The 25,754-nt window shown below is 66.9% G+C and carries 25 protein-coding genes; 10 read left to right on the top strand and 15 right to left on the bottom strand.

Annotated features, from left to right (window positions below):
- Positions 1-16: 16 nt before the first annotated feature.
- Positions 17-973 (bottom strand): tripartite tricarboxylate transporter substrate-binding protein, encoded by a 957-nt coding sequence (locus CEG14_RS24300; protein WP_179280672.1) that lies wholly within the window; start codon positions 971-973, stop codon positions 17-19.
- 48 nt (positions 974-1,021) lie between these two features.
- On the bottom strand, positions 1,022-1,777 hold the full coding sequence (locus CEG14_RS24295) for a GntR family transcriptional regulator (RefSeq protein ID WP_256986004.1): 756 nt from the start codon (positions 1,775-1,777) through the stop codon (positions 1,022-1,024).
- A gap of 166 nt (positions 1,778-1,943) precedes the next feature.
- Between CEG14_RS24295 and fmt the strand changes: the two genes are divergently transcribed.
- Positions 1,944-2,894: a methionyl-tRNA formyltransferase gene (fmt, locus tag CEG14_RS24290; RefSeq protein WP_094828998.1), complete on the top strand. Its 951-nt coding sequence runs from the start codon at positions 1,944-1,946 to the stop codon at positions 2,892-2,894.
- A gap of 17 nt (positions 2,895-2,911) precedes the next feature.
- Here the strand turns inward: fmt and CEG14_RS24285 are convergent, their stop codons facing one another.
- From CEG14_RS24285 to CEG14_RS24270, 4 genes are read right to left on the bottom strand one after another with little or no spacing between them, the layout of a single operon-like run.
- A complete protein-coding gene (locus tag CEG14_RS24285; protein WP_094828997.1) occupies positions 2,912-3,535 on the bottom strand; it encodes a pyridoxamine 5'-phosphate oxidase family protein in 624 nt (207 codons plus the stop codon).
- A gap of 16 nt (positions 3,536-3,551) precedes the next feature.
- Entirely contained in the window at positions 3,552-4,178 is a 627-nt protein-coding gene (locus tag CEG14_RS24280; RefSeq protein WP_094828996.1) for an HAD-IA family hydrolase, read from the bottom strand.
- Entirely contained in the window at positions 4,175-4,756 is a 582-nt protein-coding gene (locus CEG14_RS24275) for a hypothetical protein (protein WP_094828995.1), read from the bottom strand. The genes CEG14_RS24280 and CEG14_RS24275 overlap by 4 nt, the downstream gene beginning before the upstream one ends.
- An 18-nt stretch (positions 4,757-4,774) precedes the next feature.
- Complete coding sequence (locus tag CEG14_RS24270) at positions 4,775-5,362, bottom strand: TIGR00730 family Rossman fold protein (RefSeq protein ID WP_094828994.1); 588 nt, start codon at positions 5,360-5,362, stop codon at positions 4,775-4,777.
- A 251-nt stretch (positions 5,363-5,613) separates the two neighbouring features.
- On the opposite strand from CEG14_RS24270, the gene CEG14_RS24265 reads away from it, so the two are divergent.
- The gene (locus CEG14_RS24265; RefSeq protein WP_094828993.1) at positions 5,614-6,189 is read left to right on the top strand and encodes a ferritin-like domain-containing protein; all 576 of its coding nucleotides are present in this window, start codon (positions 5,614-5,616) and stop codon (positions 6,187-6,189) included.
- A 154-nt stretch (positions 6,190-6,343) separates the two neighbouring features.
- Here CEG14_RS24265 and rimO read toward each other — a convergent pair whose 3' ends face one another.
- The 8 genes from rimO to CEG14_RS24245 form a co-directional block, all read right to left on the bottom strand.
- A complete protein-coding gene (gene rimO, locus CEG14_RS24260) occupies positions 6,344-7,672 on the bottom strand; it encodes a 30S ribosomal protein S12 methylthiotransferase RimO (RefSeq protein WP_094828992.1) in 1,329 nt (442 codons plus the stop codon).
- A gap of 91 nt (positions 7,673-7,763) precedes the next feature.
- Positions 7,764-8,588 (bottom strand): abortive infection family protein, encoded by an 825-nt coding sequence (locus tag CEG14_RS24255; RefSeq protein WP_094828991.1) that lies wholly within the window; start codon positions 8,586-8,588, stop codon positions 7,764-7,766.
- A 59-nt stretch (positions 8,589-8,647) separates the two neighbouring features.
- Positions 8,648-10,120, bottom strand: a complete 1,473-nt coding sequence (locus CEG14_RS26185) for a hypothetical protein (protein ID WP_143277278.1) — start codon at positions 10,118-10,120, stop codon at positions 8,648-8,650.
- Positions 10,117-11,607: a KGGVGR-motif variant AAA ATPase gene (locus CEG14_RS24250; RefSeq protein ID WP_143277277.1), complete on the bottom strand. Its 1,491-nt coding sequence runs from the start codon at positions 11,605-11,607 to the stop codon at positions 10,117-10,119. Before CEG14_RS24250 ends, CEG14_RS26185 begins: the two co-directional genes overlap by 4 nt.
- A gap of 10 nt (positions 11,608-11,617) precedes the next feature.
- On the bottom strand, positions 11,618-12,007 hold the full coding sequence (locus CEG14_RS26180; RefSeq protein WP_143277276.1) for a hypothetical protein: 390 nt from the start codon (positions 12,005-12,007) through the stop codon (positions 11,618-11,620).
- A gap of 100 nt (positions 12,008-12,107) precedes the next feature.
- Positions 12,108-12,881 carry a hypothetical protein gene (locus tag CEG14_RS26175; protein WP_143277275.1) on the bottom strand — a complete coding sequence of 258 codons (774 nt, stop codon included), beginning with the start codon at positions 12,879-12,881 and terminating at the stop codon, positions 12,108-12,110.
- Between the two features lie 119 nt (positions 12,882-13,000).
- A complete protein-coding gene (locus CEG14_RS26170; RefSeq protein ID WP_179280671.1) occupies positions 13,001-13,162 on the bottom strand; it encodes a hypothetical protein in 162 nt (53 codons plus the stop codon).
- A gap of 378 nt (positions 13,163-13,540) precedes the next feature.
- Positions 13,541-14,167 (bottom strand): LysE family translocator, encoded by a 627-nt coding sequence (locus tag CEG14_RS24245; RefSeq protein ID WP_094828989.1) that lies wholly within the window; start codon positions 14,165-14,167, stop codon positions 13,541-13,543.
- Between the two features lie 168 nt (positions 14,168-14,335).
- Here CEG14_RS24245 and rsmB point away from each other — a divergent pair, with 168 nt between their 5' ends.
- From rsmB to CEG14_RS24210, 7 genes are all read left to right on the top strand, one after another.
- On the top strand, positions 14,336-15,670 hold the full coding sequence (gene rsmB, locus CEG14_RS24240) for a 16S rRNA (cytosine(967)-C(5))-methyltransferase RsmB (protein WP_256985999.1): 1,335 nt from the start codon (positions 14,336-14,338) through the stop codon (positions 15,668-15,670).
- Positions 15,671-15,699: 29 nt separating this feature from the next.
- Positions 15,700-16,272 (top strand): DUF4390 domain-containing protein, encoded by a 573-nt coding sequence (locus tag CEG14_RS24235; RefSeq protein ID WP_094828987.1) that lies wholly within the window; start codon positions 15,700-15,702, stop codon positions 16,270-16,272.
- Positions 16,269-18,572: a sensor histidine kinase gene (locus CEG14_RS24230; protein ID WP_094828986.1), complete on the top strand. Its 2,304-nt coding sequence runs from the start codon at positions 16,269-16,271 to the stop codon at positions 18,570-18,572. Before CEG14_RS24235 ends, CEG14_RS24230 begins: the two co-directional genes overlap by 4 nt.
- 11 nt (positions 18,573-18,583) lie before the next feature.
- Positions 18,584-19,276: a response regulator gene (locus CEG14_RS24225; protein WP_094828985.1), complete on the top strand. Its 693-nt coding sequence runs from the start codon at positions 18,584-18,586 to the stop codon at positions 19,274-19,276.
- Positions 19,273-20,652 carry a Trk system potassium transporter TrkA gene (gene trkA, locus CEG14_RS24220; protein WP_094828984.1) on the top strand — a complete coding sequence of 460 codons (1,380 nt, stop codon included), beginning with the start codon at positions 19,273-19,275 and terminating at the stop codon, positions 20,650-20,652. Before CEG14_RS24225 ends, trkA begins: the two co-directional genes overlap by 4 nt.
- A 16-nt stretch (positions 20,653-20,668) precedes the next feature.
- Positions 20,669-22,138, top strand: a complete 1,470-nt coding sequence (locus tag CEG14_RS24215; RefSeq protein WP_094828983.1) for a TrkH family potassium uptake protein — start codon at positions 20,669-20,671, stop codon at positions 22,136-22,138.
- A gap of 589 nt (positions 22,139-22,727) precedes the next feature.
- Complete coding sequence (locus CEG14_RS24210; protein WP_094828982.1) at positions 22,728-23,987, top strand: YbdK family carboxylate-amine ligase; 1,260 nt, start codon at positions 22,728-22,730, stop codon at positions 23,985-23,987.
- Between the two features lie 71 nt (positions 23,988-24,058).
- Here the strand turns inward: CEG14_RS24210 and CEG14_RS24205 are convergent, their stop codons facing one another.
- On the bottom strand, positions 24,059-24,988 hold the full coding sequence (locus CEG14_RS24205; protein WP_094828981.1) for a methyltransferase domain-containing protein: 930 nt from the start codon (positions 24,986-24,988) through the stop codon (positions 24,059-24,061).
- A 462-nt stretch (positions 24,989-25,450) separates the two neighbouring features.
- Here CEG14_RS24205 and CEG14_RS24200 point away from each other — a divergent pair.
- Positions 25,451-25,754 (top strand): ComF family protein (locus CEG14_RS24200; protein ID WP_373454230.1); only part of this gene is annotated, 304 nt, incomplete at its 3' end.

The following is a 25,754-nucleotide window of genomic DNA, read 5'->3' as shown; positions in this document are numbered from 1 at the left end:
CCTCGTGGAGAAACGGCTATTGACGGAAGTCGAGCTGGGTCCGGGCGATCAGGTCGCCCCAGCGTTTTTGTTGCGTGGGCAACCATTGCGCCAGCGCGTCGGCGGGCTGGTAGCGCACCTCCGAGCCTTGTGCCACGAAGGTCTGGCGCAGCGTGGCGTCGGCGAGCACGCCCGGCAGCGCCTGTTGCAGGGCCGCGAGCGCGGCGGGCGGCGTGCCGGCGGGCGCCAGCAGGAACAGCGAGGGCGTGGTCTCGAAGCCCGGCAGCGTCTCGGCCACGGTCGGCACGTCCGGCAGGCCGGCGAAGCGCTGCGCCGACAGCACCGCGAGGATGCGGATGCGGCCCGAGGCGGCCAGCGGCATCACGGCGGGGAGACTGGAAATCGCCACGCTGACCTGGTCGCCGGCCAGCGCCTGCACGGCGGGGCTGCCGCCCTTGTAGGGCACGTGCACCAGGTCGGTGGCGCTCATCGTCTTGAACAGCTCGCCGCCCAGGTGATGCATGGAGCCCATGCCGACGGTGGCGTAGGTGAGGCGGCCCGGCGCCTGGCGCGCCTGGGCGATCAGCTGGGGCAGGTCGCGCGCCGGATTGGCGGCGGCCACCGCCAGCGCCAGGCCGGCCTCGCCCACCATCGCCACCGGCACGAAGTCGCGTTCGAGGCGGTAGGGCAGGTCGGGATAGATGTAGGGCGCAACCAATAGCGAGGTATCGGCCAGCAGCACGGTGTTGCCATCGGGCGCGGCGCGGCGCACCGTGTCGGCGGCGATGGTTCCGCCCGCGCCAGGACGGTTCTCGACCAGCACGGTGCGGCCCAGCGGCGTGCCCAGGTGCTGCGCCAGCAGGCGCGCCAGCGTATCGACGCCGCCGCCCGGCGAGAAGCCCACCACGATCTTCAGCGGCGCCTGTTGCGCATGGGCGGCGCTCGCGCTGGCGAGCAGGATGAGGGCGGCATAGCGGAGCAATCGGGCGAGCACGGGCATCTCCTGCGATCAGGACACAAGGCGGGTGGGGCCTGCCGGGGGTCAGTGCGGCATGCGGGGGGCGGCGTTGGCGCGGGCGCCGTAGAGCCAGCCCAGCGGCGCGGCGACCGGCGGCGCCAGCGCGGCCGGCTCGGGCTCGTGGAACAGGCCCTGCGGAAAGCGCGCGGCGAAGGCGCGGAACTCGCGGCCGCCCTCGACGATGTGGGCGGTGGCGGCACGCGTGGCGCCGTCCACGTCGCCCGCCAGCACCGCCGCCACGATGGCGCCGTGCTCGCGCCACGAGCGCGCGACGCGGCCGGGCTGGTCGAAGTGGCGCAGGCGGTAGGGCTGGGTGCGGCGCCGGATCAGCACGATCTGCGCGATCAGATAGGGATTGCCGCAGGCCTCGTAGAGCACGGCATGGAAGGCCTGGTTGGCCGCGCCGTAGCCCGCGCCGTCCGGCCGCGGCTCGGCCGCCTGGTGCGCGCGGCGCAGGGCGCGGCGGGTGGCCGGGTCGATGCGTCGCGCCGCTAGGCCCGCGCACAGGCCTTCGAGGTAGGCCAGGGTCTCGAACATGTTGGCCAGCGCGTCGGCATCGAGCTCGGCCACGAAGATGCCCACGCGCGGCACGATGCGCACGAGGCCGTGCGCGCCGAGTTGCAGCAGCGCATCGCGCACCGGCGTGCGCGACACGCCGAAGGCGGCGGCCAGCGCGGCCTCGTCGAGGGGCGCGCCGGGGGGCAAGGTGCCGTCTGCGATTCGGGCTTCGAGGTCGAGCCGGATGCGGTCGGCAGCGGTGGGGGCGCTGGCCTGGGTCATGCGCAACTCCTGCGGGCGGCGGGGCGATGGGCCATATTCGCAAGCGCTCCCTGATATATCAATCCGGATGCACACCAGGGCCGATTTGGCGCCGCGCCGTTCTGACCCGACAATATCGGCTGTCCGCGCCGCCAGGCGCCGTTGTCGAAGTTTCTGGATCGTCTTCATGCGCCTCGTTTTTGCCGGTACCCCCGATTTCGCCCGCCTCGCCCTCGACGCCCTGCTGGCCGCCGGCCACGAGGTGCCGCTGGTGCTGACCCAGCCCGACCGGCCCGCCGGCCGCGGCCTGAAGCTGCAGCCCAGCCCGGTCAAGCAGGCGGCGCTGGCCGCGGGCATCGAGGTGGCGCAGCCGCGCAGCCTGCGGCTCGATGGCAAGTATCCCGACGAGGCCCGCGCCGCGCACGCGCTGCTCACGCGGATCGCGCCCGACGTGATGGTGGTGGCGGCCTATGGCCTGATCCTGCCGCGCTGGACCCTCGCGCTGCCGCGCCTGGGGTGTCTGAACATCCACGCCAGCCTGCTGCCGCGCTGGCGCGGCGCGGCGCCGATCCAGCGCGCCATCGAGGCCGGCGACAGCGAGACCGGCGTCACGATCATGCAGATGGATGAGGGCCTGGACACCGGCGACATGCTGCTCGAACGCGTGGTGCCGATCGGTGCCGACACCACGGCCGCGCTGCTGCACGACCAGCTGGCCCAGGCAGGCGCCGAGGCCATCGTGCAGGCCCTCGAGGCGCTGGCGGGGCCGGGTCTCATGCCGCGCAAGCAGCCCGACGAGGGCGTGACCTACGCCGCAAAGCTCGAGAAAAGCGAGGCCGCGCTCGACCTGACGCTGCCGGCCGAGGTGCTGGCGCGCCGCATCCGCGCCTTCAATCCGGTGCCGGGCGCCACGGTGCGCCTGGCGGGCCTGGCCGATCCGGTGAAGGTATGGCGCGCGCAGGCCTTGCCGCGCGCCGCCACGCAGGCGCCGGGCAGCCTGCTGGCGGCCACGGCCGAGGGCGTCGACCTCGCGACCGGCGCGGGCGTGCTGCGCCTGCTGGAATTGCAGAAGGCCGGCGGCAAGCGCCAGCCGGTGGATGTGTTCGTGCGCGGCTGGCAGCCGGCGCAGGAGGGCTGAACGCGGCGGCGCCGCGCTCAGTAGAGCGTGGCGCGCATGCGGGCCGGCTGTTCGATGTCGTACTTGACGCCGTCGATCTCGCCGGCCGTCACGTCGGCCAGGATCTGGCCGTTGCTGGGCAGCGCGGTGCGGGCGAGGTGGCGCGCCGGATCCCAGAGGTTCGAGCGCACGATGGCGCGCGCACACTGGAAGTAGACGGACTCGACATGCACGCGCAGCACCGAGCGCGGCAGCTTGCCATCCATGTCGAAGCGCGCCAGCAGCGCCGGGTCCACGCTGATCTCGGCGCGGCCATTGACCCGCAGCGTCTCGTTCACGCCGGGAATCATGAACAGCAGGCCCACCTGCGGATCTTCGAGCACGTTGCGCAGGCTGTCGACGCGGTTGTTGCCGCGCCGGTCGGGCAGCAGCAGCGTGCGGTCGTCCGCCACGGTCACGAAGCCGGCGGGGTCGCCGCGCGGGGAGGCGTCCAGCCCGCCCGCCCCGCGCGTGGCCAGCACCACGAACGGCGCGGCCTCGATGAAGGCGCGGTAGTGCGGGTGCACGTAGTCGACCTCCTTGGCGATCGACGGCTGCGCGGGCTCGCCATACAGCGCCAGCAGGGTGTCCAGGTCGGTGATGCGATGCGGATCGTGGCTCATGGGCGGGGCGAAAGGATCAAAGGAGTCGGGTACTCAGCTCGCCCACCTCGGTGAGGAGGGCGTCGGGTCGTTCGGCGCGCAGGGCCTCGGCGTCGTTGTAGCCCCAGGCCACCGCCACGCAGGCCACGCCGGCCTTGCGCGCGGCCTCGACGTCGCGCACTTCGTCGCCCACCAGCACGGTCTGGGCCGGCGCCACGCCGTGGCGCTGCATCAGGCGCTCGAGCTTGGCGGCCTTGCCGAACAGATCGGTGCCGCATTCAAAGTCGTCGAACAGCGCGCTGACCTCGGCGCCCAGCACGCGCTGCACGTTTTCGGTGGCGTTCGAGCTCACCACGGCGAGCTTGACGCCCTGCGCGCGCAACAGCGCCAGCGCCGCCGGCACGCCGTCGAACAGCGGAATCTGCGGGCCGGCTTCGTTCATGCGTTCGCGCACGTGGATCAGGATCGCGGGCGCCTTCCAGAGCGGGATGCCGAGAAACTTGAGGATCTCCTGCACGCCCTGGCGGCGCAGCTCGCGCCGTTCGGCCGCGCTGGTCTTGCGAAAGCCGTAGCGCTCGGCCACGTCGTCGAGGATCGATTCGAACCAGGGCAGGGTGTCCGCGAGCGTGCCATCGAAATCGAAGGCGATCAGCGGGTACTTCATGCCGTGCCTCCGTCGGGGTGCTGTGCCAGCGCGTCGCGCCGCAGCCAGTGCATCACCGGCGCCAGGGCCTCGATGCGCGGCGCGCCCGCCACCACGCGGGGGGCGTCGGTCCAGGGATAGGGCAGCGCGGTGATCCAGTTCAGCACCGCCTCGCCGTTCGCGGCCGGCAGCACTTCCATCGTGTCGATCGTGATCACGAGGCGGCGCACCAGGTACGGCTCGGCGTTGAATTCCCAGTCGTAGCGGCCCGCGCCCACCCGTACCAGCCCGGTGGTCTTCTCGGTCATGGCCACGAACCAGTCGCAGCTGTAGTGCGGCAGGCGCGCGTCGTCGGCCGGGCGGTCGAGATAGAAGGTGTAGACGTTGTCGTAGGTCTGCCCGAACTTGCGCACCAGCGTGTCGGTGATGGCGTCCAGGCCGCGCGCGTTGGGCGGAAACGCGATGGCCTGGGTGTTCAGGCGCATCTCCAGCACGGCATCCGGCGCGAACGCGCGCGCCATGTAGTGCGGCCGGTTTTCATCCTTGGCGTGGAAGTAGTCGCGCAGGCGGGCGAGGGTCGTGGCGGGGCTGGCGTGCATGGGGCGTGCGGATCGGTGTCAGTGCTCGCCCTTTTCGATCCATTTCGAGACCGTGGGGGGAACATAGTTGGCGAAGTGGTCCAGCAATACGGCGGGGTCGCTGTCGACCGCCAGCATGGCGCGATGCTCGGCCCGCATGAAGCGTTCTTCGACCGAGTGGTCGAGGAAGGCGGCGAGCGCATCGTAGTAGCCGGCGACGTTGAGCAGACCGCAGGGTTTCTTGTGCATGCCGAGCTGGGCCCAGGTCCAGGACTCGAAGATTTCCTCGAGCGTGCCGGCGCCGCCGGGCATCGCGACGAAGGCGTCGGCGCGTTCGGCCATCATGGTCTTGCGCTCGTGCATCGACTGCACCACGTGCAGCTCGGTGAGGTTGCGGTGCGCCAGCTCTTTCTGCATCAGGCTTTCGGGGATCACGCCGATGGCGCGGCCGCCGGCCTCGAGCACGGCATCGGCCACCGCGCCCATGAGGCCCACGGCGGCGCCGCCATAGACCAGCGCGATGTCGCGCTTGACCATCTCGCGCGCCAGCGCGCGGGCTTGTGCTTCGTATTCCGTCAGGCGGCCGCTGTTGGAGCCGCAGTACACGCAGAGAGTCTTCAGGGTCATGACAAGTCGGATACAGGACCGCGGGGTGCGCGGTCCGGGGCTGCTCGAAGTCGCTGCCACGGGGCGGCCGGCGCGACGCCGTTACCTTTCGTGTCAGCACAGCGTAGTGTACGCAAACTCGGAAAGCGCCGTTTCGGGGGCTGGGCACGGCGCTTGCTACGAGGTGCCGACGTGGTGCGCGACGGGCCACCCGGCCGGCTGGCCGGCATGGCGCGTCGCCCCCTGAACTCAGACGAGAAGGAGCAAACGACATGCAACAGACCCCCTCGCAGGCGCACAACCAGGGCAAGGCCAACGGCCATGCCAAATTCGATCTCGACATCAAGGCCATCCGTGCCCGTGCCCGCCAGGACATCGAGTCGGGCGCCGTCACCGGAACCTACCGCGCCGATCGCGAGACCGTGCTGCGCCTGCTCAATGAAGCCCTGGCCACCGAACTGGTCTGTGTGCTGCGCTACAAGCGCCACTTCTTCATGGCCCGCGGCCTGAACGCCGAGCCGGTCGCCGCCGAATTCGCCGAACACGCCGCCGAAGAACAGAGCCACGCCGACCGCCTGGCCGAACGCATCGTGCAGCTGGGCGGCGAGCCCGACTTCTCGCCCAACGGCCTGCAGCAACGCAGCCACGCCGAATACGTGGAAGGCAAGACGCTGCAGGACATGATCCGCGAGAACCTGATCGCCGAGCGCATCGCCATCGACAGCTACCGCCAGATGGTCGAGTACGTGGCCGACCAGGATCCGACCACCCGTCGCCTGCTGGAAGAGATTCTGGCCGCCGAGGAAGAGCACGCCGACGACCTGTCGGACTTCCTCGAGAAGGAATAAGGCGCCGCGCCGCTCGCCGGCGGCCGGGCAGTGGCGGCCGTGGCTCGCCACGGGCGGCCGCGACGCCGCCCGGGCGCCACGCTCGCCCGATCGAAGGATGAAAAAAACGCCGCGCGGGGCTGCCCGGGCGGCGTTTCTCATTGCGCGCTGCGCGTCAGATCTGCTCGGCGTACAGATCGTATTCGTCGGAGTCGGTCACGCGCACGCGCACCATGTCGCCCGGCTTCACGGCCTGGTCGGTGGTGACGTAGACGCAGCCATCGATCTCGGGCGCATCGGCGCTGGAGCGGCCGATGGCGCCGTCCTCCTCGACCTCGTCGATCAGCACGTCGATCTCCTGGCCGACGCGGCGCGCCAGGCGCGCGGTCGAGATCGCCTGTTGATGCGCCATGAAGCGCTCCCAGCGATCCTGCTTGACGTCGTCGGGCACCGGATTGGCGAGCGTGTTCGCCGGCGCGCCCTCGACCGGCGAATACTGGAAACAGCCCACGCGGTCGAGCTGCGCCTCGGTCATCCAGTCGAGCAGGTATTGGAAGTCTTCCTCGGTCTCGCCGGGGAAGCCCACGATGAAGGTCGAGCGCAGCGTGAGCTCGGGACACTGTTCGCGCCACTTCTTGATGCGCGCCAGGGTCTTGTCCTCGAAGGCCGGGCGCTTCATCGCGCGCAGCACGGCCGGGCTGGCGTGCTGGAACGGGATGTCCAGGTACGGCAGCACCTTCTTGTTGGCCATCAGCGCGATGATCTCGTCGACGTGCGGATACGGGTACACGTAGTGCAGGCGGATCCAGACGCCCAGCTCCGACAGCGCCTCGCACAGCTCGGTCATGCGGGTGCGCACCGGACGGCCGTTCCAGAAGCCGCTGCGGAACTTCACGTCCACGCCGTAGGCGCTGGTGTCCTGCGAGATCACCAGCAGCTCCTTCACGCCGGCCTTGACCAGGCGCTCGGCCTCGCTCAGCACGTCGCCCACCGGCCGGCTGACCAGGTCGCCGCGCATCGACGGGATGATGCAGAAGCTGCAGCGGTGATTGCAGCCTTCCGAAATCTTCAGGTAGGCGTAGTGGCGCGGCGTGAGCTTCACGCCTTGCGGCGGCACCAGGTCGAGATAGGGGTTGTGGTCGGCGCGCGGCGGGGCGGCTTCGTGCACGGCGCGCACGACGGCCTCGTATTGCTGCGGGCCGGTCACGGCCAGCACGCTCGGGTGCACCTCGCGGATCACCGACTCTTCCACGCCCATGCAGCCGGTCACGATGACCTTGCCGTTTTCGGCCAGCGCCTCGCCGATCGCTTCCAGCGATTCGGCCTTGGCGCTGTCGATGAAGCCACAGGTGTTGACCACCACCACGTCGGCGTCGTTGTACTCGGGCGTGACCTGGTAGCCTTCGGTGCGCAGCTGCGTGAGGATGCGCTCGGAGTCCACGAGCGCCTTCGGACAGCCAAGACTGATAAATCCCACTTTCGGTGGTTGAGCTTCGTATGTCATTGAAATAAATAAAAAGTTTAGTGAGAGTTCAACGCGGGGCTGAGCCGGTTCGTAACATTACCCAACGCCACACATAGACTGCCTTGTCCGCCTAAAGGCGCGCCAAAAGGAATTCGCCGACGAGCCCCATAGCTTCGATGGCGGCACGAGCATCGGCGTTAGACACTGTAGGCACCCACGGACGTCCGTGACCAGTCCCTTGCTTGTTGCGCAGTAGATTAACGCCACAGGCGAGTTCATACATCGCGCGCTCAATCCTCCGCTGAGGAGGTTCTCCGGGCTGTGCTGTGTCATGGGGCGTCGCTAAGCCTAGCGCAACGAATGCCTGCCCTAGAAGCGTGGGAAAGTTCGCATGACCCGGATAGGCACCGAATTTCTGTTGCACAACGTGGGCAGCTATCGCTTCCACAAGATCCTTCCCCGTGCCGATTTCCAGAGCAGCATCCTCCACGCCCCTCTTGGCACGCTGAACATAAGCTCTCAACGCCGCGGTAAGCACTGAGCCGGATAGAGCGTCTAGTACCTTGGGGCGTAGGTCCCCATCGGTTCCTAGGACGAATCCCTCGGAGTCGAAGGCGGAAATGCAGTTATCGATTGCATGTCTTCCGACGTAATTGGGCGAGCCGTCCCGGAAACCACCATGGCCCCGGACAAGGGAAACGAATGAGATGACAAAGGCGCCACCCGCTTCCGAAGCATGTTCAATGGCCCAATTCAGAACAGCCCGAACTCTCTTCGCTTTTCCGACCACTTGGCCATTACTGTTGGGATCTCCTTGAACTAGCCCGTGTCGCCGAATCAAGCTCTCGAGGTCGGAATGGCTCGGATCGCGACGTTCCGATTGGGCGTCGTCCACGACTTGCGATAACGCCACGATGATGGTGTCTGACAATGGGGCGGTTCGATTAGTCACCATGAACTCACGAATCCAGTATGTAGCCGAAGTGCAATCAGGCGGGGCTCAAGCCGATCACTCTACTTCACGCTTGAGCCTTTCCGAGAAGAGACCGGGATGCCACCCTTTTTCAGCAGCTTTGAGGCAACACGGAAGATGTCTGGCATGTTGATCCGACCATCTGGCCGCGTTTCGGCGACCCCGATACGTTGCAACGCCTGCAGCAACTGATCCGAGGTGGCGTCAGTAGGCGTGTCTCCAAATTCCACAGGCACCAAATGCCCAACGCGAGTCGAGGCCGCTACAAGTGACTTTACAGTGTCGTCACGATCCCATCGCTCGATGAAGCTCTCCCTCGTCGCGGGCACCCGAAGATCTGCTAACGGCTCAAGCGCCGCCTTAATCCAAGGGAACTCTTCGGCAAGCTGATTCACGCGAGCCTCTGAGGCTGCTTGGACTCCAATCTGTAGACCTCTTGGGTCGAACACCTTGGTGGGCTCTGGGCGATTTCGAGCCGCGGCACCGAGTGCAACCAAAAAGCTCCTTGGGCTGACCCGGCCGTGTGCGTCAGCTAAATGATTGTGCAGCCAAGCATAGGTTTTTCCTTTGCGCCAATCGCTTCCCATGTATTGCCCTGCCATCGCCGAGAAGACTTCTTGCTGTACAGGTTCATCGTGCTTAAGCATGTTGGGAAGATTCGCGCCGTTATCCAACGAAAACCCAACAGATTCTCTGCAGATGTCGCTAAATGCCTGTCTGGCTGGATCAGCGAGGACCAAGCGAGAAAATGCCAGTCCATATAAGTCCCGCCTCTCCCATGACAAATTGACGCGGCCCTGAGTGAGCTTCGAGGCGTCCGGGAAGGAGAATATTGCCGGGTCCAATGCCTGGTCTGTGCGCATGAAAATCTTCAGGCGAATGGCCGAATAAGCGCGGAAGGCAAGGGTGACTCGCATCAGAGCTAAGGTGCGACGGCGAATTTCAGCCCAGGAACTGCCTAAGCGATCAAGCGCATCGAACAGGATGACTACTTTTCTGCCACTGGCCAGGATAATTCGATCAAGTTCGCGCAGCGCGCTTTGGAAGCGTTCCGCGTCAGCATCAGCCCATTGAAGCAGCTCGGTAAATGTCCCGTGCATCGGTTTGGAGTTCGCGATCGCCGTTTCGGCTGCGCGGAAAATTACCGCGCGCCAAATCAGTTCTGGCCGATAGCCCTTCCGAGTTTCTTGTTCGTCAAAGACCTCCTGAGAAATCGCTCCGTCTGCGGCCATGTCAACCCCAGCGAAACCGATGCGTACATCGCAAAGGTCCAGCTTGAGTCGAGAGTAAACCTGATTCAGATAGCTCCGCGCACTAGAGTCGGCTAGGGCTGACACCCAGAATGTCTTCCCCATCCCTCTGTCGCCCACCACCAACGCGCGGTCGGCATCAAGCGCAGACTCGTGGTCTGAAGGCGTGTACACCTCAGCTATATCAGGAGGCGTTGTGACTTCGTGTGAGGCAGCGGGGTCGAGATCCCGGAACACACTTCGGATGATGTCAAACTGGGTCAAGTCTGGGACCTCGGCAAACGGATGCGTTCGCGAACATTTTTCAAAAACTCGCCAAACGCTTCTTCGTAGTTTGTTGGCTCAAGCTGCTTCAGATCCACAGCTGGCTGACCTTTTACGTCAGCATCGTCAGCAGCAAAGGGATCGAAGACAGAGTAAAGAGAGCTACCAAAAATTGGCCAAGCATAATGCGGGGCTGTTTCGTCGTCCACGCCGATCGCAGGATGGAAGACGAACTTAGCGTCACTGCCTTCCTCCGGCTCATCGTGCACAAGTTCGATCGAGTCGGTTCTGTAGAAGCCCATTTCAACCAACATTCTGTGAAGCCTGTCGCGAAAGCGAGTCTGTTCGACGTCCTCCTTCGGTGACTTTGCATGAATGAACTTAATGCGCCCAATGAACTCTTGCGAGAGAAGAGGAAGTTCTTTCGGCTGCTCCTCTTCATCGTCTCGCTCATGCGCCAAGTATGCCTGGGTCGACCTAATCGCGTCCTGATCGTCCAGAGCCTCTTTAATTTGGGAGAGCAGAAACCGATAGCTTTCGAAGGTCTGTGTCGAGTTCATACCAAAAAAGAGGACATCAGCGCCCAATCCTAGGACTGAGGCAGCGGTTGTCTCGTGAAGACCTGCCCGCGCGTCGATAAGTATGGCGTCATAGGTGCGCCGCTCGGACAGGGCTTCAAGTAGCTTGCCGACTTTGGTCAAAAACGTCGCCTCTACACCGTCACGCGCATCTTCCAGGTATGCACGTGCCAGCTTCGACAAGACGTTTTGGGGATTCTCGTCAGAAGAAGATCCCACCGCGGGCACCACATCGATTACGCCGCGTCCACCACTGAAATCGCTAGGTGCGATCATCTGAGCGAGAAATTCAGGCCCGACGTCTTGAAGATTAGATTCCACCATCCAATCCAGCACACCATACCGAGGTCGTGTATTAGAACTGACGAGCATTGTTCCAATCCCTGGCGCTTCTAGGTCGAGGTCAACAACGAGAACATTTTTACCGTCATATGCTAGATCTGAAGCAAGTACAGCGAGTGCCGTAGACCTGCCGACCCCGCCCTTGAGACTCGCAAAGACCACCCGTGCCGGGCCTGGAGGCTCCCATCCTCGTACAGGCTGTGTCTGCCAGTCTCGCCCGACGATTCTCCGATCGACAATGTGCACCATCGCGATGGTGGGTTCCCCGTTGTGCTCGAATCTGGCCATCGCCCAGCCATAGAACGCTCCTGCGAGAATCGATTCAACTCCCGGAGTTTCTTTGCTGATAACAACCCTTCCAGGCCTCACATAAGGTGCCATGACCGCTACTAAATTTTTCGACAGCTTGTTGGCGAGCGTTGCCGTAATTGGCTTCTCGGTCACCAATGTCAACCTTCCGGCAGCATCCCGAAGGAGCAGACCGCTTAAAGCAGTGTTCATTCCCAAAGTTTGAGCCACCACTCCCACAAAGGTGGATACACTATCGTCGAATGTAATGTTCTGCAATTTGTTGTTCCTAGGCGATCAAGAGGCCAAGGGTGTTCTTTGCTTGCTCCTGCCACTTCTTCGCTTGAGCTGGAGAAACGCTTGAATTCCGCGCATATCTCATCTTCACATGCCATCCTTGCATAAGGTTTTGGTCTTCAATGATGGTGCGGAGACGCGCAGCTTGCGCGCGATTGGATAGAAACAGTTCGGCCGCATGGCGGAGGTCCGGGAAGTGAGCCATCCATGGGGCGTCGCTTTTTTTGATCCTATAGTTGTCCAATAGCACATGCTTGATTACGCACTCGGTTGACAGGCCAAAGTGATAGCCTGCATTGTCCGGCCGCCGATTTTGTAACATCGCATACCCGTCTTCGTAATGACGATATGCAGCCTTCTCCATATCGATCGCATAAGCCATGCCGATCTCGCCCCCTCATATCTCTGTGGTAGCAAGAGGCAAGTTTAGCGTCTCTATCTATCTACACACGAGTTCCGCTTGATGGCACCAGCGATTTCGCTCAAGGGTTGTAGTGGCCAGGTTGCTTTAAGAAAGTGAGCTTTAAGGTTTCGACCCCAGGACGTTTTAGCAGCTTCGGAGGATCGGAATGTAGTCCGCTCTTATCGAAGTCCAGCGCATCTCGGATGTCCTTGTATCCGTGGTAAGCAAGCCAGTCGAATTGCTCACGCAGAGCACAGCTTCCCGGCTGGCATTGCGTCGTACTGCAGGATCCATTCTGATATTCGACCAATAGCTTTTGAAATCTCTCGGCCTCATTTATCGGCAGAGGAGTTTCATCGGTCAATATTTTCAGCAGTGGCTCTAGCGATACAGCAAGGTGACGGACATTGCACGCGGTTTTGGCGTTGGCTGCTTTTTCCATAGGGAGGTCGCCATCCCCTTTTTCAACGAGATCCCCTTCTAATGTGAATGCTCTTGAAATTTGCCCACCAACCCCTCGCTCGTAGAAGTGACCACTCAAGACGACTTGAGTGCTCCGAGAACCTTCATACCGCAGTGCTACGCTCACATTCGCGCTTTGCTGGTTAAATCCACCGCCGCGCTTGAAGCGATCCATCGTGAATTGTGGGCGCGAGCCTGCGAGGCCTTCAGTAAAGACCAATTGTGCATCTCGCACGTATGCGCCGCCGTAGAGTGTTTTTAGGGTGACGACAAGGACTGTAGGATGGCACGCAGATGCATCTGTCCAATAGGCATCACAATGCCACTTGAGTTCGCCGCGCCAACGCTGATGTGGAAAAATGCCCGTTCCTGAATATCTTGCCCACAACATTGAGATCCTCTCCTCATCAGCAGCGATGAAAACGCCATGTGCTTCATACGCTCATCCTAGAGCGTAATTTGACTTCCGGCACAATTTCCAACGCGCATCTAAGGTATAGATTCAGTGGCCTAGAGGCAGCCCAGCGACACGAAGCCCACGCGCGGGATGCGGCCGCTGGCGTTGGCGGTGGCGATGGTGTCGGCCAGCGTCGAGGCGGCGGAGGCGTTTGCGTCAGCGCCGTTGGCGTTGCCGGGGCCTTTGCCAGGCCGGGAGGTTTCGAGGATTTCCAAAGTCGTTCACCGTAGGTTCGCGCACGGCACAGGCCATGCAGCGGCAGTCATTCGCGGGCCTCGCGGCGGGGGGCAGCAAGGCGGTTGTCGTTTCCGATGGGAGGACCGGCGCTGTGCCGGTCATAACGTTTCGTGGCGGGCCCGGCGCGCGCGGCGGGTTCAGGCGCCGCGTTCGCGGTGGCCTTGGCGCACGGCCCTGGGGACCGGCACGGCTGGCTCACCACCCGGATTCACGGTTCGGCGCGAGGGCCCGCGAATCGGCGCGGCCCGCAGCGCTTCGTGGCATCACGGGGAGCGGTTGGGCGGGCTGCGCAATCCGTGCGCAGGGTGAGCGCAGCGGAAGGGCCGTCATTTTACGCCCAGTAAACCGTCCCTAAATTATGGCGCGTGGCGGCGGTACAACGCCAGCACGCCGGCCATGCCGATCAGCAGTCCGCCGCAGAGCCGGTTGAGCCAGCGCAACGCGCCGCCCTGGAATGCCCGGACCAGCCGCGCGCCGAGCGCGGCATAGGCCAGCATCGCGGCGAGGTTCAGCACCGCCAGCACCAGCGCCAGGGTGGCGTACTGCGGCAGCAGGGCCGCCCGCGGCGCGATGAACTGCGGCAGGAAGGCCGACATGAACAGCAGGGCCTTGGGGTTGGTGAGCGCCACCAGGAAGCTGCGCAGGAACAGTGCACGCGGCTGTGGGCGGGCGGCGGGCGCGCCCGGCAGCACCAGCGCGGCGTCGGCGCGCAGCAGGCGCAGCCCGAGGTAGGCCAGGTACAGCGCGCCGACCCATTTGATCGCCTGGAACGCCATTTCCGAAGCGGCCAGCACGACGCCGAGCCCGCAGGCCACGATCACGATCAGGATGAGGTCGGCCAGCAGGGCGCCCGCCATGCCCCAGCCGGCCAGGCGCACGCCATGGCGCGAGCCATTGGAGAGCGCCAGCAGCACCGTGGGGCCGGGCGTGGCGATCAGCACGCCGCTGGCCATGATGAACAGCGCAAGGGTGGCCAGGCTCATGGGTAGGCTTCCGGGAGGGGCGGCGCGGCCGGGCTGGCGGGCCTGGCGCCAGTGTGACGGCGCGCGTCGGATCCGTCCACCCCGGGTGCCGGCGGGCGCGGCCGACCGGGGGCGAGGGCCGCTGTCCGCTACCATTATGGTCTGATCGATTTTCAAGCTGGTACGACCGTGACTTCCTCCGCCCCGCTGGCGCCGCCCCTTTCTTCCGTCCTTCTCGCCGCCGCGCAGGCCGTCGCCGCCGTCCAGGCCGGCCGCTCGCTCACCGAGGAGCTGGCGGGCGTCGAGCCGCGGCTGCGCCCCGCCACGCAGGCGGTCGCCTCCCACACCATGCGCTATCTCGGCTGGGCCGAGGCGGTGGCCGCCAAGCTGGTGCCGCGTTCGCCCGGCCCCTTGCCCGATGCGCTGCTGTGCGTGGCGCTGGGCCTGTTGCGCACCGAGGGCGAGCCGCTGCCCGGCATGCCGGTGTATTCGGCGCACACGGTGGTCGACCAGGCGGTCACCACCGCCGGCGCGCATCGCGGCCTGCTCTCTTATAAAGGCCTGATCAACGGCAGCCTGCGCCGCTTCCTGCGCGAGCGCCAGGCCATCGAGGCCTCGGTCGCGCCGTTCCCGCAGGCGCAGTGGAATCACCCCAACTGGTGGATCTCGCTGCTCAAGCGCGATTACCCCGACCAATGGCGCGACCTGCTTGCCGCGGCCAATGTGCCGGCGCCCCTCACGCTGCGCGTGAACCGCCGCCGCGCCAGCCGCGAACAGGTGATGGCGGCCTTTGCCGCCGCCGGCGTCGCCGCGGGCGAGACCGGCACGATGGGCATCGTGGTGCATCAGCCGCGCCCGGTGGCGCAGCTGCCCGGCTTCGCCGAGGGCTGGTGGTCGGTGCAGGACGCCGGCGCGCAGCTCGCGGCCGAGCTGCTGCCGCTGGCCGACGGCATGCGCGTGCTCGACGCCTGCGCCGCGCCGGGCGGCAAGACCGCGCATCTGCTGGAGCGTGCCGACATCGACCTGCTGGCGCTCGACGCCGACGGCGTGCGCCTCGAGCGCGTGACCGAAAACCTGGCCCGCCTGGGCCTGGAGAGCCCGCGCGTGACGCTGCGCGCCGCCGACGCCGCCGACCTCGACGCCTGGTGGGACGGCACGCCCTTCGACGCGGTGCTGGCCGACGTGCCCTGCACGGCCTCGGGCATCGTGCGCCGCCACCCCGACATCCGCTGGCTGCGGCGCGAGAAAGACGTGCGCAAGACGGCCGAGCTGCAGACCCGCATCGCCGACGCGCTGTGGCGCACCGTCAAGCCGGGCGGCCACCTGCTCTACGTCACCTGCTCGATCTTCCCGGCCGAGGGCCGCGACCAGGCCGCGGCCTTCGCGGCGCGTCACGCCGACGCGCAGGCCCTGCCCGCGCCGGGCCAGTTGCTGCCGGTGGCCGCGAATGCGACTCCCGAACAACAGCACGACGGGTTTTTCTACGCCTTGTTTGCCAAGCAATCCGGAAATCGCCAAGAATAGAAAAACAGTGTCGTGTTGAAAGCAAGTCGATGAAATTCCGTTCGTTTTCCGCTCTGTTGCTGAGTTTTGCCCTGCTGTTCGGTCTGGCGGGCGGACAACTCGCGTATGCCGATCCGGGCGTCACGCACGTCACGCCCGAGATCCGCGACGGCAAGCTCGTGATCGATGCGGACGTGGATTTCCCGCTCAACGAACAGCTGCGCGACGCCGCGAGCCGCGGCCTGTCGCTCTATTTCACCGCCGACGTCACCATCACTCGCGCCCGCTGGTACTGGTTCGACGCCACGCTGGTCGACCAGCGCCTGACCTGGCGCATCACCTACAACGCCCTGACGCGCCAATGGCGCGCCGGCCAGGACGAGCTGTCCCTGCCGGTGGGCTCGCTCGACGACGCCATGGACCTGGTGCGGCGCATCCGCGGCTGGCAGGTGGCGGACGCCGACCAGTTCGAGGCCGGCCAGCGCTACGAAGGCCAGATCCGGGTGCGGCTGGACACCTCGCTGCTGCCGCGCCCGTTCCAGGTCAACGCGCTCAACAGCAGCTCCTGGTCGCCCGCCACGCCGTGGACGACCTTCTCCTTCACCCTGACCGACCCCTCATGAGACTTCTGCTCCGGCTGGCGCTGATCGTCGGCGCCATCAGCGGACTCGGCCTGCTCGGGTTGCTCGCCTGGTCCACCGGCAACGCGTCCCGCTTCGCGCAGTACTACGACGCGCTGCTGATCCTCAACGGCGTGTTCGCGCTGACCCTGTTCATCTGGGTGGTGGCGCTGAGCGTGCGGCTGGTGCGCCAGATCCGGCGGCGCCAGTTCGGGGCGCGCCTGACCGCCCGCTTCGCGCTGGCGTTCGCGCTGATCGGCGTGGTCCCCGGCGTGCTGATCTACACGCTGTCGGTGCAGTTCATGGGCCGCTCGATCGAGTCGTGGTTCAACGTGCGGGTCGACAGCGCGCTCGAATCCGGCCTGAACCTCGGCCGCGCCGCGCTCGATTCGCAGCTCGCCGATCTCGACGCCCGCGCCCGCGCGATGGCGGTCGAGCTCAACAACATGTCGGACGCCGAGGTCCCGGCCTCGCTCACGCGCCTGCGCGAGAACAACGGCGTGCAGGAGGCCCTGGTGTTCACCGGCAGCGGCCGGCCGGTGGCGTTTTCCACCAATAAATACGGCCAGCTGCTGCCGCCCTCGGTGCCGCCTGAGGTGCTGAACCAGCTGCGGCTCTCGCGCGGCTACTCGGCGGCCGAGGCCGACGACCCGGCGATCCCGGGCTCCGAAGGCGGGCTGCACCTGCGCGTGGTGATCGCGCTGTCGGCGCCGGTGCGCTTCGACTCGCCCTTGGGCATGTCGGTCGAGCCGCGCTGGCTGCAGCTGGTGCAGAACGTGCCCGAGCAGATCGCCCACAACGCCAACCGCGTGCAGCAGGGCTTTCGCGACTACCAGGAGCTCGCGCTGTCGCGCCTGGGCCTGCGCAAGCTCTACGGCATCACGCTGACGCTGGCGCTGCTGCTGGCCACCTTCGCCGCGATCGCGGTGGCGCTGTCGCACGCCAAGCGGCTGGTGCGGCCGCTGCTGTCGCTGGCCGCCGGCACGCAGGCGGTGAGCGTGGGCGACTACCGGCCGCTGCCCGAGCCGCCCGAGCGCGACGAGGTCGGCCAGCTGACCCGCTCGTTCAACGCGATGACGCGCCAGCTCGACGAGGCGCGCCAGATGGTCGAGAGCAACCGGCGCCAGCTCGAGCGCTCCAACGTCTATCTCGAAAGCGTGCTGGCCAATCTGTCGTCGGGCGTGATCGCCTTCGACGAGGGCTTCCGCGTCACCACGGTCAACCAGGGGGCGCAGGCGATCCTGCAGGCCGACCTGCGCTCGGTGATCGGCCGGCCGCTCGAAACCGCCGACGGCATGCTGGAACTGGCGCACATCATCCGCCAGGCCTTCGCCAACCACGCGGCGGTGGGTTCGGAACGGTTGCACTGGCAACAGCAATTCGAGATCGCCCCGGCGCAGGAGCCCGGCGTGGCCCCGATCACGCTGCTGGCGCGCGGCACGCACCTCAAGGTGGACGGCCGCGGCAACGGCTACCTGGTGGTGTTCGACGACATCACGGAAGTGATCTCGGCCAACCGCACCATGGCCTGGGGCGAGGTGGCGCGCCGCCTGGCCCACGAGATCAAGAACCCGCTCACGCCGATCCAGCTGTCGGCCGAGCGTCTCGCCATGAAGCTGGCCGACCGGCTCGAGCCGGCCGATGCGCAGCTGCTGACCCGCGCCACCAACACCATCGTCAACCAGGTCGGCTCGCTCAAGCAGATGGTCGACGACTTCCGCGAATACGCGCGCACCCCGCCGGCCGTGATGCAGCCGGTCGACTTCAACGGCCTGGTCGCCGACGTGCTGGCGCTCTATGGTTGGGAGCCCGGCGAGGGCAAGGGCAGCGCCGCCGCGGCCTTCCAGTTCGACGTGGAGCTCGCGCCCGATCTGCCGCGTATCGAGGGCGATCCGACGCAGTTGCGCCAAGTCATTCATAATCTGTTGGCCAATGCCCGCGACGCGGTGGCCGAACAGGGCCGCGAAGGCCGCGTGCGGGTGGGCACGCAAGTCATGCGCAGCAGCGAGGCCGATGGGTCGGAGCGCTGCGCGGTGCGTTTCACGGTGGCCGACACGGGCCCGGGATTCGCGCCACAGGTGATTCAGCGCGCCTTCGAGCCCTATATCACGACAAAGGCTCACGGTACTGGGTTAGGATTAGCCATCGTGCGCAAGATCGTGGAGGAGCACGGCGGGCGTATCGATCTTGCCAACCGCAAGGAAGGCGGCGCGCGGGTTTCCATTCTGTTGACCCGCTTGGCGCCCGCGGCCGATACTATGGACGCGACCTTGCAAGAAAAGCATAATGCGGCTACGCAATAGGTGAGAGGTTTATGGCCAGAATTCTGGTGGTCGACGACGAAGTTGGCATTCGCGAGCTGTTGTCCGAGATCCTTTACGACGAGGGACACACGGTCGAACTCGCCGAGAACGCCGCGCAGGCTCGTGCCGCGCGGCTACGCTCGCGCCCTGACCTGGTTCTGCTCGACATCTGGATGCCCGATACCGATGGCGTGAGCCTGCTCAAGGAGTGGGCTTCGCAAGGCATGCTCGACATGCCGGTCATCATGATGAGTGGCCACGCCACCATCGATACCGCGGTCGAGGCCACGCGTATCGGCGCGATGGATTTCCTCGAAAAGCCCATCACCCTCCAGCGTCTGCTCAAGACCATCGCCGCCGGCCTGGCGCGCGGCCGTGCGCCGCATGCGGCCGCGCCGGCGCCGCACGCCGCCGCCCCGGTGGCCGCCGTGCCGCTCGAAGACGAGCTCGATCCCGCGCCCGTGGCCCCCGTGGTCAACGGCGAGGCGCCGGTGGCCAACACCGGCCAGCTCGGCAGCATCTCGCTCGACCAGCCGCTGCGCGAGGCCCGCGACGAATTCGAACGCATCTACTTCGAATATCACCTGGTTCGCGAAAACCACAGCATGACGCGCGTTTCCGAGCGCACCGGCCTCGAACGCACCCACCTCTATCGCAAGCTCAAACAACTCGGCATCGAATCCGCGCGCAAGCGAGGCACATGAAGATCCTGATCGTGGGCGCCGGCCGCGTTGGCACCAGCGTGGCCGAAAACCTGGTGTCCGAGCAGAACGACATCACGGTGATCGATGCCGATCCCGCCCAGTTGCGCTATCTCCAGGAGCGCTACGACCTGCGGGTGGTGTCGGGTGACGCCACCCAGGTCTCCACCCTGGCGGCCGCCGGCGCCGAAGACACCGACCTGCTGATCGCCTGTGCGGCCTCCGACTCGGTCAACATGGTCACGTGCAAGATCGCGCGCCAGCTGTTCAATGTGCCGCGCCGCATCGCCCGCATCCGCATGGCCGAGTTTCCCGACCATCCCGAGCTGATGGGCGAAGAGGGCTTCTGCATCGACGCCCTCATCAGCCCCGAGCGCAGCGTCACCAACTACCTCCACAGCCTGATCGAATTCCCCGAAGCCCTGCAGGTGGTGGAATTCGCCGACGGCCGGGTCAGCGCCGTGACGGTGCGGGTCGGCAGCGGCAGCCCCATGGCGCACCATTCCATCGAACGCCTGCGCGAGGTCTGGCCCGACGTGAAGGCGCGCGTGGTCGACGTCCTGCGCGATGGCCGGCCGCTGCACGCGGGCGAGGGCACCGTGATCGCGCCGGGCGACGAGGTGGTGCTGGTGGTCGACACGCGCCACGCGCGCCGCGCCGTGCGCCAGCTGCGCGAGGCCGAGCGCAGCGTGCGCCGCGTGATGATCGCCGGCGGCGGCAACATCGGCCTGCGCCTGGCGCGCCAGCTGGCCGAAGAAAACTACAGCGTGCGCATCATCGAGCGCAGCGCCCAGCGCTGCGAATACCTCGCCGCGGAGCTGCCCAGCAGCGTGCTGGTGCTGCACGGCAGCGGCACCGACGAGGCGCTGCTCGAAAGCGAAAACATCGAAGACATGGACACCTGGCTCGCGCTCACCAGCGACGACGAGGACAACATCATGTCGTCGCTGCTGGCCAAGCGCATGGGCGCGCGCAAGGTGATCGCGCTGATCAATCGCGCCGCCTATGGCGAGCTGATGCAGGGCAGCCATATCGACATCGCGGTGTCGCCGTCGCAGGCCACCATGAGCGAGCTGCTGCGCCACGTGCGGCGCGGCGACGTGGTGGCGGTGCACCGGCTGCGCCAGGGCGTGGCCGAGGCGCTCGAGGCCATCGCGCACGGCGACCGCTCGACCTCCAAGGTGGTGGGTCGCAAGGTCGGCGAGATCCGGCTGCCCAAGGGCGCCACCATCGGCGCCATGGTGCGCGGCGACGAGATCATCCTGCCCGATGGCGACACCGAGATCGAATCCGACGACCACGTGATCGTGTTCGTGCCCAGCCGGCAGCAGATGCCGCGGGTCGAAAAGCTGTTCCAGGTCTCGGCCTCGTTCTTCTGACGCTGCGGATGCCCTCATGAAGCGCCTGCTGGCCACTTTCTACGTGCTGGGCCTCACCATGGTGGTGTTCGCCCTCACCATGCTGATCCCGCTCGGGCTGGCCTGGTTCGGCGGCGACGACGGCTTCACCGCCTTTCTCGAGGGCTTCCTGATCGCGCTGGGCATCGGCGGCGGCGTCTGGCTGCTGACGCACCGCTGGCGCCGCGAGCTGCATGCGCGCGACGGCTTCCTGCTGGTGACCACGGTCTGGGCCGGCCTGCCGCTCCTGGCCGCGCTGCCGCTGCTGCTGTATTTCCATGGCGCGGGCCAGCCGCTTTCGTTCACCGATGCCTATTTCGAGGCCATGTCGGGCCTCACCACCACCGGCGCCACCGTGCTGACCGGCCTGGACCACCTGCCGCGCTCGATCAATCTGTGGCGCGCCACGCTGATCTGGATCGGCGGCATGGGCATCCTGGTGCTGGCGGTCGCGATCCTGCCGCTGCTGGGCGTGGGCGGGCACCAGGTGGTGCGCGCGGAGCAGCCCGGCCCGATGAAGGACGAGCGCCTGACGCCGCGCATCGCCGGCACCGCCAAGGCGCTCTACGCGGTCTATTTCGGCTTTTCCATCCTGTGCCTGCTGTCGTATCGCGCGGTCGGGCTGTCGTGGTTCGACGCCTGGTGCCACATGGCCACCACGATGGGCCTGGGCGGCTTCTCGACCTACGACGACGGCTTCCTGCATTTCGACTCGGTGGCGGTGGAGATGGTCGCGATCGTGTTCATGCTGATCTCCGGCATCAACTTCGCCACCCATTTCAACGCGCTGCGCTCGCGCAGCCTGCGGCCCTATCTCGACTGTCCCCAGACCATTCCGTATCTGGTGCTGGTGCTGGGCGCCGGGCTGACGATCTCGCTGTTCCTGCTGCTCAAGCACGTCTACACCGACCCGCTCACGGCGTTGCGCTACGGCATGTTCAACACCATCTCGGTCGCCACCACGACCGGCTACGCCAACGTCGACTACACCGCCTGGCCGCTGTTCGCGCCGCTCACCATGCTGCTGCTGTCGGCCTTCGCCACCTCGGCCGGGTCCACGGGCGGCGGCATCAAGATGATCCGCGTGATGCTGTTGATCAAGCAGGCGCGCAACGAGCTGGTCACGATGCTGCACCCCCACGCGGTGAGCCCGGTGCGGATCGGGCAGCGCATCGTGGATTCGCGCGTGATGTCCTCGGTGCTGGCCTTCATGCTGGTCTACGGGCTCTCGGTGGGCGTGCTGAGCAGCCTGCTGCTGCTGTCCGGCATGGACCTGACGCTGGCGTTCTCGGTGGTCATGGCAATGATCAACAACACCGGGCCCGCGCTCGGCGCGCTGGGGCCCATGGGCAACTTCGGCTCGCTCACCGACTTCCAGACCTGGGTCTGCACCTTCGGCATGCTGATCGGCCGCCTGGAGCTGCTCACGGTGCTGGTGCTCTTCACCCCCTGGTTCTGGCGCAAGTAGGCCCGCCGCCCTCGGCGCCGGCCCCCGATGGCGGGGCGGTGCATCCTCTCTCATTCTTGCGAACCCTGCCCCGTCCGGCGCGCCGTCATGGCCGCGCGGCGCGCCGTGATCCGCGCGACATGCACGGCGGGCGCGGGCGCGGTGGCACGTCGCTTGCTATCTCCCGTCGCCGCCCGGTATCGGCGCGGTGTCACCACTAAGCATTGGTTACCCCCACGCCATCCTGTTACGACGCCTGGGGCTATCAATCCCGACCGGACCCGGTCCCGGAAAAATGGGGGCATATCGAATATGGCCAGTCATCTGATTTCAGTGGGTTTCAAGACCCGCGCCAATAAAGGCTTTACGTAAACCGCTCAGCCAGGACGCGCACCAACGCTAGAGTGTGAGTGCTCGCTAACTTGCGTCGCACTATGGAGAAAAGCAGCTGTAAGTGGTTTGCGCATAAATGTCACGAATTTCCGTCTTTTTGCCACAAACCAGCGGCTATCATGCATTCAACAGACGCCCGTCAGTGCCCCCCGGGAAGTCACCGGGCCTCAAGGCCGAACGGCGCACCCTACACAACCCCAAGATGAAGGAGTCGGACATGGACCAGATCCCGTTCGTTTCGTCGGCCCCCAATACGCTGGGCATCGAACTCGAGCTGCAGCTGATCGATCCGCGCAGCTTTGACCTCACCGCCGCTTCCGATGAATTGCTGGCCCAGCTGGCCAACCATCCCATCGCCGACCGGGTCAAACCCGAAATCACCCGCTCCATGATCGAGCTGAACTCCTCGGTCCACGAACACCCGGTGGGCCTGCTGGCCGAGATGCGCGAGATGCGCGACGCCCTGTGCGAGGCCGCCGACGCGGTCGGCGTGGGCGTGGCGGGGGGCGGCGCCCACCCGTTCATGCGCTGGCAGGAACGCGCCATTTCCGACACCCCGCGCTTCCAGTACCTGGCCGAGATGTACGGCTACCTGGCGCGCCAGTTCACCGTCTTCGGCCAGCACATCCACCTGGGCGTGAAGTCGGGCGACGAGGCGATCCGCCTGGTGCAGGGCCTCTCGCCCTACGTGCCGCACTTCATCGCCATGTCGGCCTCCTCGCCCTACTGCGAGGGCGTGGACACGCTGTTCTCGTGCTGCCGCCTGAACGCGGTCAACAGCTTCCCGCTGGCCGGTCACCTGCCGGCCGAGGTGACCGACTGGTATCGCTTCGAGGCGCATCTGGCCCAGCTGCGCGACAGCGGCCTGGCCGAGAGCATCAAAGACCTTTACTGGGACATCCGCCCCAAGCCCGAATTCGGCACGGTCGAGATCCGCGTCTGCGACACGCCGCTCACGGTCGAGCGCGCCTGCCAGATCGCGGCCTTCGCCCAGGTCCTGGCGGTGCTGGTGGCGCGCGACCCGCAGCCCGAGCCCAAGGCCTGGCTGGCCTACCGCAGCAACCACTTCCAGGCCTGCCGTTTCGGCCTGCACGGCAGCTACGTCACGCCCTCGGGCGAGCGGGTGCGCCTGTCGGATCATCTGCGCACGCTGTTCACGCGCCTGATGCCGATCGCCGAGGAGATGGGCACGGCCGACATGCTGGCCGCGCTGCGCGACGAGATCCTGCGCACCGGCAACGACGCGCGCTGGCTGCGCAACCAGTTCCATCGCGTGCGCGAGCTGCCGCTGATGGTCGAGTCCATGACCCGCGCCTGGCGCGGCGATCGCGCCAACGCCGGCGTGCAGGGCCCCGACCAGGGCGCGGTGCGCCGCCGCATCCGCGCCACCTCGGAGCCGCTGCAGGCCGCGCTGGCCACGCCCATGACGCCGGCACAGGCCGAGGCCACCTCGGCATGGCCGCCCCGGCTGCACTGAGCGCCGCGTGTCGCCATGAAAAAAACCCTGGTCGGCTGAGCTGACCAGGGTTTTTTTTGTTTGGGCGGGGCTCAGTCGGCGGCGCGGCGCCCGCCGATGGCGCTGACCGACAGGCGGGTCTCGCCGGGCGCGCTGCGGCGCGCGGCCGCGCGCCAGGCGTGGCCGTAGGCCACTTCGATGGTGAGCGGAATGCGGCCGTCGGCGCCGCGGCGCCGTTCGAGCGCGGCGCACAGGCGCGCGCGCCAGTCGCGTCCCACCAGGCCGGCGCGACGTCCGCGTGTCGGGTTGCCGCCCAGCGCGCGCACGTCTTCGAGCAGGCGTTCCGGCGTGGCATACGTGAGGGTGAGCGTTTCCTGGTCCATGACCGGGTCGGAGAAGCCGTTCTCCACCAGCAGGTCGCCGAAGTCGTGCATGTCCACGAACGCGGGCGTGGCGGTCGCGAGGCCGGCCTCGGCGAGGGCGTCGCGCAGCTCGCGCAGCGTGGCCGGGCCCAGACAGGAGAACATCGCGGGTGCGCCCACCTTGAGGATGCGGCGCCATTCGCCCAGCACCGAGTGCGGCTCGGGATGCCAGTGCAGCGCGAGGTTGGACCACACCAGGTCGAGCGACTCGGGTTCGAGGCCGGTGCTGGCCAGGTCGGCCTGCACGAAGCGCGTGGCGGGCCCGCGGCCGGTCAGGCGGCCGACCCAGGCGCCCAGGCCGCCCGGGGCGTGGCGCTGGCGCGCGATCGCCAGCAGCGGCCCACAGGCGTCCAGGCCGATGTATTCGGCCTGGGCGTAGCGCTCGCGCAGCATCGGCAGGCCCGCGCCCGCGCCGCAGCCGGCGTCGAGCAGCGCCTGCGGCGCCAGCCGGATGTAGCGCAGCCGGTCCATCATGCGGCTGGCGACCTCGCCATAGAGAAACTGGGCGTCGGCCAGGTCGCCGCGGCGCGCGAACTGGCGCACGACGTCGGCCGGGACGATGGGCAGGGAGGGGATGGCGGGCTGCTGCGGCTGGGACATTTCGGTGTCGGGCGGCCTGCGCGCGGCAGGCCGGCATGATGCAATCCACCCGGGGGCGGGTCCGCCGGGCGCGCGCCAGGGAGGGCGCATGGGATTGAACATTATGGCGCATCTGCGCCGGGCAGCCGGGCTGGGCCAGCGTGGCGAAGGGGCATTGCGGGCGGGCGCGCGCGGGGCGGGCGCGCGGCCGAAGGCAGGGCAGCCGGCCCCGGTTGAGCGCAGAGCCAGCAACCACGCCGCTCCGCGGCGCTTGTCCACGGGGTTTTCCACGGGCTTTTGCACCGGGTTGTACGCCCGCTTATCCCAAGGCTTATCCACAGACTGTCCCCTGTGCGGCCTGGCCGCCAGGGCAGGCCGGTTCTGCCCCGGGTGCGCAGCCGACCTGCGCGCGCACTACACGGCCAGCGCGCGCTGCCCGCGCTGTGCCCGGCCGCTGGCGGGGCCGCCGGGCTGGTGCGGCGTGTGCATCCGCCGCCCGCCTTCGCCTGCGTCGTCGCCGCCGTCGACTACGCCCCACCGGCCGATGCGGGCGTGCGGCGCTACAAGGATGGCCGGCTGGCCGACGGGCGTGCGCTGGCGGCGCTGATGGCGCAGGCGTGGCGCGAGGCCGGCCTGGCCGAGGCGGGCGCGCTGCTGACCAGCGTGCCGGCGTCGCGGCGCGGCCTGCGGCAGCGCGGCTTCTGCCCGCCCGCCGAACTGGCGCGGCGGCTGGCGCGCGAGCTCGGCCTGCCGTTCGCGCCCTGGGCCCTGCGCCGCCTGCGCGAGG

Origin of the sequence: Bordetella genomosp. 1, assembly GCF_002261335.1 — a bacterium.
Classification (GTDB): Bacteria; Pseudomonadota; Gammaproteobacteria; order Burkholderiales; family Burkholderiaceae_B; genus Bordetella.
Note: the sequence above shows the minus strand (reverse complement) of the source record. Positions and strands in the feature narration are given on the sequence as shown.